The organism is Nocardioides segetis (assembly GCF_051390595.1).
Lineage (GTDB): Bacteria > Actinomycetota > Actinomycetes > Propionibacteriales > Nocardioidaceae > Nocardioides.
The window spans coordinates 74,710-87,347 of record NZ_JBNINR010000016.1; the positions used below are offsets into that span (position 1 = coordinate 74,710).

The window sequence follows — 12,638 nt, forward strand, 5'->3', positions numbered from 1 at the left end:
GCCGAAATGACGGTAGTTGTCGTTTCAACTGGGTACGGTCTGTGATGTGAGCAACACCTTGGCACCCTGGCTGCTGCCGGACGGCTACGGCCGCCCGGCGCTCGCCGCGCTGCTGCGCGAGGGGAGTGTGGTGACGGAGGCCGGCCGGCTCGCGGCCCGTCGTGGCGCGGACCGGCGGGTGCGGCGGCGTACCCCGGTCGCGGCGCGGTCGGCGGAGCGCCTCGCCGAGCCGGTGCTGCTGATCCCGGGTTTCCTCGCCGGCGACTGGACGCTCACCGCCCTGGCGCGCGACCTGCGCGGCCGCGGGTTCCGCACCTATCGCTCGCACATCCACGCCAACATCGGCTGCACCCTCGGCTCGGCGCTCGCGCTCGAGACCCGCCTGGAGCGGATCGCCGAGCGGCGCGATGCCCGGGTGCGGATCGTCGGCCACAGCCTCGGCGGGATGATCGCCCGCGGTCTGGCCGCCCGGCGTCCCGACCTGGTGTCGGGGATCGTCACCCTGGGCAGCCCGATGCGGGCCCCGGCCGCCCATCACGCGCTGCTGACCCGCGGCGTGCGGGTGCTCAACCGGCTCTCCGACGTGGGCGTCCCGGGCCTGATGAGCGAGGACTGTGTCGCGGGGGAGTGCGCGCACCTGAGCTTCACCGAGTCGCAGGAGCCGCTGCGCGCCGACGTCGCGATGACCAACGTCTACTCCCGCCGCGACGGGATCGTCGACTGGCGGGCGTGCATCGACCCCGCCGGGGTCGCCGTCGAGGTGCGTGCCTCGCACATCGGGATGGCGGTCGACCCGCGCGTGATCGACGTGGTCGCTGACGCGCTGCTGGTCCCGGACGCGCGTCGTACCGGACAACGGGGTCGCGACTCGGCCTGAGTGGCGACCCGTTCGTCCGGTACGACGGGTCCGGCTCGCGGGTCACATCGTGTTGACGATGAGCCCGATGTGGGTGAAGAAGTTCATCGCGCCGAACAGCAGGAAGAGGACACCCGAGACGCTCCACAGCCAGCCGGTGATGCGGGCCCAGGCGCCGGCCGAGCCGGTCGAGCGGAACCGGTTCACCAGGACGGCGAAGGCGAGGGCGCCGAGGCCGACGAGCGCGATGAGGCCGGACATGAAGACCGCCTCGACCATCGGGTGGTTCGCGAACTCACCGGAGATGGGCTCCTCGGCGGGCGCGGCGAACAGCTCGTACTTGATGCCGGCGACCGCGATCGCGAGCAGGCTCAGGCCGAGCCCGCCGACGAACACCGTGATCGGCTGGGCGACGCGGGCCAGCGCCTCGACCGGCCTGCTGCTGGCGAGGGCGGTGGCGCCGCGCTTCCACAGGTAGAGCGCTGCGCCGAGGAGCAGGACGCCGAAGCCGAGGCTGGTCTCTCCGAAGATGATGTTGTCGAAGGGGAAGCCGCCGGCGGCGAGGGGCCAGGTCAGCGTCATGTGCAGTCCGGTCGTGGTGAGGACGGTGCCGAGGACGCCGAAGGTGAGCGCCCAGCCGTCCGGCTCGACCTCGTCCGGCGCGCGGAGGAGCTCGCGGCCGAGCAGGACGAGTCCGATCAGGCCGGCGCCGACGGCGACCGCCATGATCGTGTTGTAGGTGGGCATGTTCGCCCAGTCGATCTTCAGGCCCTCCTGGGCCGCAAGGCTGTTCATCTGCTGCACCTCTGGTTGTGCTGTGGGGCCGGATCTCGGCTCTCGACCAGCAGAACCTATACGCGCGTATAGATATTCCTCCGACCACCCGCTGCGTAGGGTGGCGCACGTGGCCACCGCCCCCCGACGCACGCAGGAGCGCAGCGCCCAGCGCGCGCATGCGATGACCGAGGCCGCGGCGCGGCTGCTCATCGAGGAGGGCCCGGACGCTGTCACGCATCGCCGGGTCGCCGCGGCCGCGGGCGTGCCGGCCGGCTCGGCGGGCTACTACTTCCCGACCCGCCAGGAGCTGTACGCCGCCGCGGTCGCCGCCGCCGAGCGGGTCCGCACGGCGGGCGCGGCCGAGCGCGCCCGGTCGGTGCCTCGTCGGCGGCGCTCGGCGCGTGCCGCCGCGGCGCTGCTGCTCGAGGTGCTCTACGCGCCGTCGCTCGACGGCGCCGTCGTCACGCGCCGGCTGCAGCCGATGCTCGCGGCCACCGCCGACCCCGAGCTGCACCCGATCATGGCCGCCTCCCGGCCCGCGCTGCTGGACGCGCTGCGCGAGGCCCTCGAGCGGTGCGGCTGGGCGGAGGTCGCGGGCAGCCCGGACTTCGACCTCGTCGTCCGGATGCTCGACGCCGCGCTGCTCTACGGCGCCGCCAGCGGGGACGAGGACCCCGTGGCCGACGCCGTCAACGACGTCGCGCGCCTGCTCGAGCTGGTCCGCGCCGCCCGACCCGGCGCAGATTGAACTGCCGGACGCACCGACCCGGCGCGTTTGAACGCGACGGGTCGACGGCTCAGTCGAAGTCGATGCTGCTGAAGCCGCGGAGCTTCGAGAGCTGGTGCTCGGAGGTGATGGTGCGGATCGTGCCGCTGCGCGAGCGCATGACCAGCGACTGGGTGACCGCGCCGCCGGCGCGGTAGCGCACGCCCCGGACCAGCTCGCCGTCTGTGATCCCGGTGGCGACGAAGAAGCAGTCGTCGCCGGTCACGAGGGTGTCGGTGGTGAGGACGTGGTCGGGGTCGAGGTCGTGGCCCGCGTCGATGGCGCGCTGGCGCTCCTCGTCGTCGGTCGGCCACAGCCGGCCCTGGATGGTGCCGCCCATGGCCTTCATCGCGCAGGCCGCGATGATCCCCTCGGGAGTGCCGCCGATGCCCATGAGCAGGTCGATGCCGGTGTCGGCCCGGGCGGCCATGATCGCGCCCGCGACGTCGCCGTCGGTGATGAACTTGATCCGGGCCCCGGTCGCGCGGATCTCGTCGACCAGGGTCGCGTGCCGCGGCCGGTCGAGGAGCACGACGGTCACGTCGGAGGGGTTCGAGCCCTTGGCCTTGGCGACCTGGTGGATGTTCTCGGCGACGGGGTAGCGGATGTCGACGACCTCGGCGGCCTCGGGGCCGGTGACGAGCTTCTCCATGTAGAACACCGCGGACGGGTCGTACATCGTGCCCCGCGGCGCGACGGCGAGGACGGCGACCGCGTTGGCCATGCCCTTGGCGGTCAGGGTGGTGCCGTCGATCGGGTCGACCGCGACGTCGCACTCGGGGCCGGTGCCGTCGCCGACGCTCTCGCCGTTGTAGAGCATGGGGGCGTTGTCCTTCTCGCCCTCGCCGATCACGACGGTGCCGTTCATGCTGACGCTGGAGATCATGACCCGCATCGCCTGCACCGCGACGCCGTCGGCGCCGTTCTTGTCGCCTCGCCCGACCCAGCGCCCGGCCGCCATCGCGGCCGCCTCGGTGACCCGCACCAGCTCGAGGGCGAGGTTGCGGTCGGGGGCGGGCGGCTCCACGATGAGGGCTTCGTTCATGAGGCGAACCTTATCGTTCCGCGCGTCCCACCCCGCGACTCCTACCGTGCGTAGACGTCGACCTCGGTCGCCTTGACGACGAAGGTGACCGCGGCGCCCGGTGCCAGCGCCAGCTCGGCGACCGACGCCATGGTGACGTCGGCGGCCAGGTCGCCGGCGCGCACGCGCACCACGTCGCCGAGCGGCTCGAGCTCGCTGACCACGACCGGCAGCACGTTGCGCGGGCTGCCTCCCGGCGGCTCCCGGTGGACGGCGACGGCGGACGGCCGGAAGACCGCCACGGCGGCGGCGCCGTCGCCGGGCGCCGGATCGCCGGAGTGGCCGTGCAGGACCAGGCCGTCCGGGCGTCGTACGCCGTCGGGGGTGGCCTGACCCGCGACCAGGTTGAGTCCCGCGAACCGGGCGGCGAAGGCGCTGCGGGGACGGGACAGCACCTCGCTCGTGGGCCCCTGCTCGACCACCCGGCCGCCGTCGAGGACGACCACGCGGTCGGCCAGCAGCAGCGCGTCGAGCACGTGGTGGGTGACGATGACGGTGGTCCGGTCGGCGAGGACCCGGCGGAAGAGCGCGCGCAGCGCCGGGGCGACCGCCACGTCGAGGGCGGCCATGGGCTCGTCGAGGAGCAGCAGTCGCGGCCCGGCCGCCAGGGCTCGCGCGACCGCCACCCGTTGCGCCTGGCCGCCGGAGAGCTGGGCGGGTCGGCGCTGGGCGAGCTCGCCGGCGTCGACCTCCGCCAGCCAGTGCTCGGCCGCCGCGCGGGCCGCGCGGCGCCCGGCGCCGGTGCTGCGCGGGCCGAAGGCGACGTTCTCCAGCACCGTCAGGTGCGGGAAGAGGAGGGGGTCCTGGGCGAGGAGGGCGGTGCGGCGCGCGTGCGGCGCGACCCACCGGGTCGGACGACCGGGCCCGCAGCTCGTCAGCACCTCGTCGTCGAGCACGATCCGTCCGGCGTCGGGGCGCAGCAGCCCGCCGAGCGCAGCGAGCGTGGTCGACTTCCCCGCGCCGTTCGGGCCCAGCAGTGCGACCGTCTCGCCGTCGGCGACGTCGAAGGCGACGTCGACGCCCCGCTCCGCGACGGCCACCTCGACGAGCGCGCTCGTCCGTCGGCGGTTCACAGCGCGCCCCGCGGGCGGACCAGGCCGATGACGAGCACGGCGACGACCACCAGGACGAGGGACATGGCGACGGCGGCGTCGGCATCGGTGACCCGGAGGTTGTAGATCAGCAGCGGGAGGGTGCGGGTGGTGCCCTCGAGGCTCCCGGCGAAGGTGATGGTGGCGCCGAACTCGCCCAGGGAGCGGGCGAACGCGAGCACCGCGCCCGAGGCCAGGCCGGGCAGCACGAGCGGCAGCGTGACCCGGCGCAGCACCGTGGTGGGCCGCGCGCCGAGGGAGGCCGCGACGACGTCGTACCGCTCGCCGGCGGTGCGCAGCGCGCCTTCGAGGCTGACGACCAGGAACGGCAGGGACACGAAGGTCTGGGCGAGGACGACCGCGATGGAGGAGAAGGCGATCCGGAGGCCGAGCGTCTCGAGGTGCTCGCCGAGCAGGCCCTGCCGGCCGAAGGTCGCGAGCAGCGCGATGCCGCCGACCACGGGCGGCAGCACGAGGGGGAGCAGCACGAGGGAGCGCAGTACGCCGAGCCAGCGGGCCTCGCTGCGGGCCAGCACCGTCGCCAGCGGGATGCCGAGCAGCAGGCACAGGAGGGTGCTCGCGCTCGAGGTCTTCAGGCTCAGCACGAGGGCGGAGCGGGCGGCCTCCGAGCCGATCAGTCCCGGGACGTCGGCCCAGGCGATCCGGGTGGTCATCGCGGCCACCGGGAGCACCACGAACACGCCGGCCAGCAGCGCGGGGGCGAAGAGCCAGCGCGGCAGGCCGACGTGCCGGGTGCGGGTCATGCGGCGGTCACTCGGCCTCGGGTGCGCCGAATCCGGCCGCGGCGAGGACGGCCCGGCCGTCGCCCAGGACGAGGTCGATCCACGCCTGCGCGAGGTCGGGGTGCGGCGCGCCGTCGACGGCGACGATCGGGTAGCGGTTGACGACGCCGGCCGCCTCGGGGAACTCCACGCCCTCGACCGCGTCGCCGGCGGCGGTCACGTCGGTGACGTAGACCAGGCCGGCGTCGGCCTCGCCCGACTCCACCTTGGCGAGCACGTCGGTGACCGACTGCTCCTCGCTGACCGGGGCCAGGGTGAGCCCCGCGGCCTCGGCGACCTTCAGCGCGGCACTGCCGCAGGGGACCTCGGGCTGGCAGAGGACCAGGTCGACGTCCTTCTCGGTCAGGTCGGCGAGGGTCGCGATCCCGGCCGGGTTGCCCGGCGGGACCGCGATCATCAGCGTGTTGGTGGCGAACTCCGTCGGGTCGCCGGCCGCGAGGTCCGCGGCCACCAGCGTGTCCATGGTGGCGGTGTCGGCGGACGCGAACACGTCGGCCTGCGCGCCCTCGATGAGCTGGGCGACGAGGTCGGAGGAGCCGCCGAACGACAGCTTCACGTCGACGCCGTCGTGGGCGTCCTCGAACTCCTGCTCCAGCTCCTCGAATGTCATCGTGAGCGAGGCGGCGGCGAACACGGTCAGCGTCCGGGTCCCGTCGTTCTCGCCGCCGGTGGAGCCCCCGCCGTCGTCGCCGCAGGCGGCGAGCGGGAGGGTGAGCAGGACGGCGGCGCCGGTCGCGCTCAGGACACGTCGCGGCCGGAGCCGGGTCTTCTTCGACGTCTTCATGGGGGCGTGCCTCAGGACTTCCTCGGGACGGGTCGTTCGACGACGACGGTGGTGGACTTCACCGAGGCGATCGCACGGACGCCGGGCTCCAGGCCCAGCTCCGCCGCCGCCTCGGCGCTCATCAGGGAGACCACGCGGTAGGGACCGCAGACCATCTCGACCTGGGCCATCACCGTGTCGGCGAGGACCCGGGTCACGATGCCGGTCATCCGGTTGCGCGCGCTGACCTCGCCGGCCCGGGTCCGCTCGCGATCGGCCTCGTCGACGAGGGAGGCGGCGAGCGCGGCGAGGTCGGCACCGGGCACGACGGTGCGGCCGTCGACCGTGCTGCTCGGCACGCGGCCGGCCTCGATCCAGCGGCGGACGGTGTCGGTCGAGACGCCGAGCAGCTCGGCGGCCTCGGCGACGCGGTAGGTGGCCATGAGCGACAGACTGACGCATCTGCGTCTCAATGATCAAGTATCCGCCGCAGATGCGTGTCTGTCGGGGGTGCGACGCCGCCGTTTCCGGACGGCTGGGACACTGGTCGGGACATGAGCACGCAGCAGGCAGAGCCGTCCGGCAGCCCGGGCCGCTATCAGCGCTCCGCGGTGGGGCTGGTGACCTCCCTCGTCGTCACCGTCGTCGCCATCGTCGGGATGCTCTACTTCATGGGCGCCTTCCGGTCCGACCTCGAGATCGAGCCCGAGTCGGTCGACTACCTCGAGACGGTCCAGTCCGCGCAGCAGGCGGGACTCACGCCGATCTACCCCGCGGCGCTCCCGAAGGGCTGGATCGCCACGGGTGTCGACGTGACTCCCGGTGACGACCCGCTCTTCATGGTCCGGATGCTCACCGACGACGGGAAGTTCGCCGCCGTGCGCCAGGAGGACGCCTCGGCCGCCGCGCTGCTGTCGCAGTGGGTCGACGAGGAGACCGAGCCGGCCGACGGCTACACGGTCCCGGCCGACGTCCCCGGCCCCGTCGCCCGGGACTGGAAGGGGTACACCGACTCCGGCGGCGACTCGGCGTACGTCGCCGAGGTCGGCGACGAGACCGTCCTGGTCTTCGGCTCCGCACCGGCGAAGGACCTGCGGGCGCTGGTCGACGCGCTCGTCACCGCGCCCGTCGGCTGACGGTCAGCCTGCGTCGTCCTCACCCTCGTCCGCACCCTCGTCCGCGCCGTCCAGCACGGCCTCGAGCCGGGCCCGAGCGCCGTCGAGCCAGCCCTGACAGGTGGTGGCGAGCGCCTCGCCGCGCTCCCAGAGCGTGAGCGACTCCTCCAGCGTGGTGCCGCCGGCCTCGAGCTGACGGACCACCTCGACCAGCTCGGCGCGGGCGTCCTCGTAGGACAGCTCGGAGATCGGGGCGGTCGTGTCGTCAGTCATGGGACTCCTCGGTCGATGCGGCGATCGGCTCGGTCGTGGTGGCGGTGACGTGGATGCGACCGTCGGCGACGCGCACGGACAGCGGGGCGTCCGCGGCGACGGCGTGGACGGAGGTGACGACGTGGCCGTCGGCGTCCTGGAGGACGGCGTAGCCGCGGCGCAGGGTGGCGAGGGGGGAGAGGGCGCGCACCCGGGCGCGGCGGTGGTCGAGGTCGTCGGCGGCGCGGTCGAGCTGCCACTCGAGCTGGCGGCGGATCCGGGAGCGCCAGTCCGCGAGCTCGTCGAGGCGGGCGTCGATCAGCGTGCCCGGGTGGGCCAGGGCCGGGCGTGAGCGGAGGGCGTCGAGCTGGGCCTGCTCGCGGTCGAGCCGGTGCCGGACGGCCCGGCGCAGGGCGTCGCGGGCCCGGTCGACCATCAGTCGCTCCTGGGCCATGTCGGGCACGATCAGCTTGGCCGCGTCGGTCGGCGTGGACGCGCGGACGTCGGCGACCAGGTCGAGCAGCGGCGAGTCCGGCTCGTGGCCGATGGCGGAGACCACCGGCGTGCGGGCGGCGGCGACCACCCGGATCAGGCCCTCGTCGGAGAACGGCAGCAGGTCCTCGACGGACCCGCCGCCCCGGGCCACCACGATCACGTCGACCTCGGGGTCCGCGTCGAGCCGCCGGACCGCCTCGATCACCTCCGTCGCCGATCGCTGCCCCTGCATCGACGCGTAGGCGGTCGTGAACGCCGCGGCCGGCCAGCGACGGGCGGTGTTCTCGAGGACGTCGCGCTCGGCCGCGGACTTGGGGGCGGTGACCAGGCCGATGCGGCGCGGGACGGCGGGCAGCCGGCGCTTGCGCTCCTGGGCGAAGAGCCCCTCGGCGGCCAGCAGCTGACGCCGGCGCTCGAGCCGCGCGAGCAGCTCGCCGAGGCCCACCATCCGGATCTCGCGCGCGTTGAGCGACAGGCTGCCACGGTTGGCGTAGTAGGACGGCCGCGCGTGGATGACGATGCTCGCCCCCTCCGTGACCGGCGTCGGCAGGCCGTCGAAGAGGACCCGCGAGCAGGTCACCGGGATCGAGATGTCGGCCACCGAGTCGCGCAGGGTGAGGAACACCGTCGCGAGCCCGGGCCGCCGGGTGACCTGGGTGACCTGTCCCTCGACCCACACTGCGCCGAGCCGGTCGATCCAGCCGGCGAGCGCGTTCGCGATCGCCCGGACCGGAGCCGGCTTCTCCAGCGATGTCTCGAGGGCCACGGCCGCGAGCCTATGGGACAGTGTCGACATGACGGCGACGGCGCTGGTGATCGGGGAGGCCGTGCTCGATGTCGTCCACGCCGACGGCGGCGCGGCACCCGACGAGCGCCCCGGCGGCTCGGCCGTCAACGTCGCGGTCGCGCTGGCCCGGCTCGGGCGCCCCGTCCGCCTCGCCACCGCCTACGCCGACGACGCGGCCGGCGCGCGCATCGCCGCGCACCTGGGGGCGGCCGGCGTGGACCTCGCCGGCGACCCGCACGTGTTGGCGAGCACCCCGCGCGCGGACGCGGTGATCGACGCGACCGGCGCGGCGTCGTACTCCTTCGCCGTCGGGTGGCGACTGCCGGACCTGCGCGAGCTGCCGAGCCGGCCGCCGCACGTCGTGCACCTCACGTCGCTGGCGCCCCTGCTCGCGCCCGGCGGCGACGACGTCCTGACGCTGGCCGAGCGGGTCGCGCCCGCCACCTGCGTGACGTACGACGTCAACGTGCGTCCCGCGATCACGGGGACCGGTCCCGACGTTGTGGACCGGGTGCTGCGGACGGCCGCGGCGGCGACGCTCGTGAAGGCCTCGGACGAGGACCTCGCGGCGCTCTGGCCGGAACGGTCGGTGGGGGAGTCGGCCGCCGCGCTGCTCGCCCTGCCCGGCGGGCCGGTCGCGGTCGTCGTGACCCACGGCGGCGAGGGCGCGTCGTGGCACGCCTGCTCCGGGTCCGACTGGTCGACCGGCGGCGTGCACGCCGCGCCGGTCGAGGCCGCCGACACCATCGGTGCCGGCGACACCTTCGCCGCGGCTCTCCTCGACCACCTGTGGCCGCTCCTCGGCCCGGGCGCCCGCGACCGGATCGCCGCGCTCGGCCCGGAGGCGTGGACCGCGGCGCTGTCGTGGGCCGCGCGCGCCGCGGCGGTGACCGTCGGCCGGGTCGGCGCGGACCCGCCCACCCGGGCCGACCTCGGCCCTGCCGACCTCGGCCCTGCCGACGCGAGCCCCTAGGCTGGCCCGGTGCGCCTGCGGATCGACCTCGCCTACGACGGCGGCGACTTCCGGGGCTGGGCGAGCCAGCCGGGCCTGCGCACGGTCCAGGCGGAGGTGACCGCCGCCCTCACGACGGTCCTGCGGCTCCCGGAGGGCTCGCTGCGCCTGACGTGCGCCGGCCGCACCGACTCCGGCGTGCACGCGCGCGGTCAGGTCGCGCACGTCGACGTGCCCGAGGACCCGGAGGCGGGCTCGGCGACGGCGGCGCGGCAGCTGACCCAGCTGGACGTCCTGGCCCGCCGGGTCAACGGTGTGCTCGACAAGACGGTGCGGGTGCACCGGATCAGCGTGGCACCGGAGGGCTTCGACGCCAGGTTCGCGGCACTGTGGCGGCGCTACGCCTACCGGATCGTCGACGACCCCGCCCGGGCCGACCCGCTCACCCGCAACCACGTGCTCTTCTGGCCCCGCCCGCTCGACGTCGCCGCGATGGACCGGGCCGCCCGCTCGCTGGTGGGCCTGCACGACTTCGCCGCCTTCTGCAAGCACCGGGAGGGCGCCACCACGATCCGCACCCTGTTGGAGTTCGGCTGGACGCGCACCGACGACGAGCTGGTCGTCGGGCACGTCAAGGCGGACGCCTTCTGCCACTCGATGGTGCGGGCGCTCGTGGGCTGCATGCTCGCCATCGGCGAGGGCCGCAAGGACCCGGCCTGGGCGGTCGAGATCCTCACCGGCCGCCGCCGGGACCAGGGGGTGGTCGTCGTCCCGGCCCACGGGCTCACCCTGGAGGAGGTGGCCTATCCCGACGCCGCCGGGCTCGCCGCGCGGGTGGCGCAGACCGCCGCCCGCCGTACCCACGCGGAGACGGAGGGGGCCGAGGGATGAGCGACGAGCACTACTTCTCCGCCGACCCGGCGGTCGCGTTCCAGCGCGCGCCGGTCGAGGCCGAGGTGTGGGGGCAGCGGCTGCGCCTGGTCAGCGGGTCCGGCGTGTTCGCGCAGGGCCGCCTCGACATCGGCACCTCCGTGCTCTTCCGCGAGACCGAGCCGCCGTCCGGCGGCCGGATCCTCGACCTCGGCTGCGGGTACGGCGTCATCGGGCTGGCCTGCGCGCTGGCGGCCCCCGAGGCCACGGTCACGGCCGTCGACGTCAACCGGCGGGCGGTCCTGCTGGCCACCGAGAACGCCGCGACGCTCGGTGTGACCGACCGCTTCACGGCGCTGGCCCCGGAGGACGTCGACCCCGCCGCGACGTACGACGAGATCTGGTCGAACCCGCCGATCCGGATCGGCAAGGCGGCGCTGCACGACCTGCTGCTGACCTGGCTGCCGCGGCTCGCGCCCGGCGGCCGCGCGGTGATGGTCGTCGGCAAGAACCTCGGCGCCGACTCGCTGCAGCGCTGGCTCGGTGAGCAGGGCTTCCCGACCGAGCGGATCGCCAGCGCGAAGGGGTTCCGGGTCCTCGAGACCCGCCGGGCCTGACCTCGGGCTCCTAGAGTGGCGCCATGCCGACCGAGTTCACCGTGCGCGGGTCGCACTCCGCGTTCCAGCCGCCCGAGCGCGGCACCGCGCAGGTCACGCTGTCCTTCCAGGGCCCGGCCCCGCAGCCGGTCTACGAGCGCGTCGCCGGGGACCTCGAGGCCGTGAAGGCGTCGGTCCAGGAGCTCCACGACCCGGCGAGCGGCCCGGTCACCTGGTGGGCGACGCAGCAGGTCCGCACGTGGGCGGAGCGCCCGTGGAACCAGGACGGCCGGCAGTTGCCGCTCGTGCACCACGCCAGCGTCGGCGTGCAGGTGAAGTTCCGCGACTTCGCGCGGCTGAGCTCCTGGGTGGGCCGGCTCGTCGAGGCCGCGGAGGGCTTCCGGCTCGACGGTGTCGTCTGGTCGCTCACCGAGGCACACCGCCTCGAGCTCGAGCGCACCGTGCGCAGCCGGGCCGTGCAGGACGCCGTCCGCCGCGCCCAGGAGTACGCCGACGCGCTCGGTCTCGGCCCGGTCCGGCCGGTCGCCGTGGCCGACGCCGGCATGCTCGGGCCGGGGCTCTCGCCGATGGGCGGGGATGGCGGCGCCTACCTGCGGATGGCGGCCAAGGACACGGGCGGCGGTGGGACCGAGCTGGAGCTCTCGCCCGAGGACATCGAGGTCTCCGCGGAGGTCGACGCGCGCTTCGTCGCCTGAGCACGCGCGGCGGTCCGCTCAGGAGGTGACCGACGCCCGGGCGAGGACCTCGGCGGCGGGGCCGGTCGCCGGGACCCGGCCCCACAGCGCCAGCAGCAGCCGGGTCGCGGGCGCGGCCAGCTCGACGGGCTCCCCGGCCGCGTCGGGCGCGAGCACCAGCGACCGGTCGAGGTCGGTCGCGACGAGCCGCACCGGCGCCGTCAGCGGCTCGCTGCGTCCCAGCCGCACCTGGCGCGGGTAGAACAGGGTGGCGACCTCGTCGACGCCGTCCCAGGCGAGCTCGGGGGCCGGCCGCCAGGAGTCGGTGCGGCCGACGGCGGCCAGGGCGTCGTACAGATGCATGGTGACCTCGTGGACCTGCCGGCGTCGCCAGAAGCCGGCCCTCGTCTCGGGGCCGAAGGCCCAGGCCGGGGCGTCGGGGGAGGTGCGGCGCAGGACGTCGACGAGGTGGGCCGCGGCGGCGCGGTAGCCCGCGACCAGCGGCTCCCGCTCATGGCCCGGCGCGGGAGTGTCGCCGTCGGGGTTGCCGTCGGTGACCGCGTGCGCGGCCCACGCGTGCACCCACCGGGTGTGCTCGCCCAGGTCGGCGAGGGTCCAGCCGGGACACGTCGGCACCGGCGCGGCGAGGTCGCCGGTGGTCAGGACCTCCGCGAAGCGTCCGGTCGTGTCCTCCAGCAGGTCGATCCACTCCATGGCGCGATCTTCGCAGGCGCGT

Annotated in this window: 16 protein-coding genes; 7 read left to right on the forward strand and 9 right to left on the reverse strand. The window is 74.9% G+C overall.

Features of this window, described 5'->3' with window-relative positions:
* The first annotated feature begins 46 nt into the window (after positions 1-46).
* Entirely contained in the window at positions 47-877 is an 831-nt protein-coding gene (locus ACPZVR_RS21300; protein WP_436701691.1) for an esterase/lipase family protein, read from the forward strand.
* A 42-nt stretch (positions 878-919) separates the two neighbouring features.
* Here the strand turns inward: ACPZVR_RS21300 and ACPZVR_RS21305 are convergent, their stop codons facing one another.
* Positions 920-1,651 (reverse strand): DUF981 family protein, encoded by a 732-nt coding sequence (locus tag ACPZVR_RS21305; protein WP_436701692.1) that lies wholly within the window; start codon positions 1,649-1,651, stop codon positions 920-922.
* A 109-nt stretch (positions 1,652-1,760) separates the two neighbouring features.
* Between ACPZVR_RS21305 and ACPZVR_RS21310 the strand changes: the two genes are divergently transcribed.
* On the forward strand, positions 1,761-2,381 hold the full coding sequence (locus ACPZVR_RS21310) for a TetR family transcriptional regulator (protein WP_436701693.1): 621 nt from the start codon (positions 1,761-1,763) through the stop codon (positions 2,379-2,381).
* 49 nt (positions 2,382-2,430) lie between these two features.
* On the opposite strand, the gene glpX is transcribed toward ACPZVR_RS21310, so the two are convergent.
* The 5 genes from glpX to ACPZVR_RS21335 are packed head-to-tail and all read right to left on the reverse strand — an operon-like array spanning position 2,431 to position 6,613.
* Positions 2,431-3,444 (reverse strand): class II fructose-bisphosphatase, encoded by a 1,014-nt coding sequence (glpX, locus tag ACPZVR_RS21315; protein ID WP_436701694.1) that lies wholly within the window; start codon positions 3,442-3,444, stop codon positions 2,431-2,433.
* A gap of 41 nt (positions 3,445-3,485) precedes the next feature.
* The gene (locus ACPZVR_RS21320; protein WP_436701695.1) at positions 3,486-4,556 is read right to left on the reverse strand and encodes a sulfate/molybdate ABC transporter ATP-binding protein; all 1,071 of its coding nucleotides are present in this window, start codon (positions 4,554-4,556) and stop codon (positions 3,486-3,488) included.
* On the reverse strand, positions 4,553-5,338 hold the full coding sequence (locus ACPZVR_RS21325) for an ABC transporter permease (protein ID WP_436701696.1): 786 nt from the start codon (positions 5,336-5,338) through the stop codon (positions 4,553-4,555). Before ACPZVR_RS21325 ends, ACPZVR_RS21320 begins: the two co-directional genes overlap by 4 nt.
* A gap of 7 nt (positions 5,339-5,345) precedes the next feature.
* Entirely contained in the window at positions 5,346-6,161 is an 816-nt protein-coding gene (gene modA / locus ACPZVR_RS21330) for a molybdate ABC transporter substrate-binding protein (RefSeq protein ID WP_436701697.1), read from the reverse strand.
* 11 nt (positions 6,162-6,172) lie between these two features.
* Positions 6,173-6,613 carry a TOBE domain-containing protein gene (locus ACPZVR_RS21335; protein WP_436701698.1) on the reverse strand — a complete coding sequence of 147 codons (441 nt, stop codon included), beginning with the start codon at positions 6,611-6,613 and terminating at the stop codon, positions 6,173-6,175.
* Between the two features lie 81 nt (positions 6,614-6,694).
* Between ACPZVR_RS21335 and ACPZVR_RS21340 the strand changes: the two genes are divergently transcribed.
* A complete protein-coding gene (locus ACPZVR_RS21340) occupies positions 6,695-7,276 on the forward strand; it encodes a DUF4245 family protein (protein ID WP_436701699.1) in 582 nt (193 codons plus the stop codon).
* A 3-nt stretch (positions 7,277-7,279) separates the two neighbouring features.
* Here ACPZVR_RS21340 and ACPZVR_RS21345 read toward each other — a convergent pair whose 3' ends face one another.
* Both ACPZVR_RS21345 and xseA read right to left on the reverse strand, forming a co-directional pair.
* Entirely contained in the window at positions 7,280-7,528 is a 249-nt protein-coding gene (locus ACPZVR_RS21345; RefSeq protein WP_436701700.1) for an exodeoxyribonuclease VII small subunit, read from the reverse strand.
* Positions 7,521-8,768 carry an exodeoxyribonuclease VII large subunit gene (xseA, locus tag ACPZVR_RS21350; protein WP_436701701.1) on the reverse strand — a complete coding sequence of 416 codons (1,248 nt, stop codon included), beginning with the start codon at positions 8,766-8,768 and terminating at the stop codon, positions 7,521-7,523. Before xseA ends, ACPZVR_RS21345 begins: the two co-directional genes overlap by 8 nt.
* A gap of 28 nt (positions 8,769-8,796) precedes the next feature.
* Between xseA and ACPZVR_RS21355 the strand changes: the two genes are divergently transcribed.
* The 4 genes from ACPZVR_RS21355 to ACPZVR_RS21370 are packed head-to-tail and all read left to right on the forward strand — an operon-like array spanning position 8,797 to position 11,923.
* Positions 8,797-9,762, forward strand: coding sequence for a PfkB family carbohydrate kinase (locus ACPZVR_RS21355; RefSeq protein WP_436701702.1), 966 nt, complete (start codon positions 8,797-8,799; stop codon positions 9,760-9,762).
* 9 nt (positions 9,763-9,771) lie between these two features.
* Positions 9,772-10,632: a tRNA pseudouridine(38-40) synthase TruA gene (truA, locus tag ACPZVR_RS21360; RefSeq protein WP_436701703.1), complete on the forward strand. Its 861-nt coding sequence runs from the start codon at positions 9,772-9,774 to the stop codon at positions 10,630-10,632.
* Entirely contained in the window at positions 10,629-11,228 is a 600-nt protein-coding gene (locus tag ACPZVR_RS21365; RefSeq protein WP_436701704.1) for a class I SAM-dependent methyltransferase, read from the forward strand. Before truA ends, ACPZVR_RS21365 begins: the two co-directional genes overlap by 4 nt.
* Before the next feature lie 23 nt (positions 11,229-11,251).
* Positions 11,252-11,923, forward strand: a complete 672-nt coding sequence (locus ACPZVR_RS21370; RefSeq protein ID WP_436701705.1) for an SIMPL domain-containing protein — start codon at positions 11,252-11,254, stop codon at positions 11,921-11,923.
* Positions 11,924-11,941: 18 nt separating this feature from the next.
* On the opposite strand, the gene ACPZVR_RS21375 is transcribed toward ACPZVR_RS21370, so the two are convergent.
* Entirely contained in the window at positions 11,942-12,616 is a 675-nt protein-coding gene (locus ACPZVR_RS21375) for a maleylpyruvate isomerase family mycothiol-dependent enzyme (protein WP_436701706.1), read from the reverse strand.
* Positions 12,617-12,638: the final 22 nt, after the last annotated feature.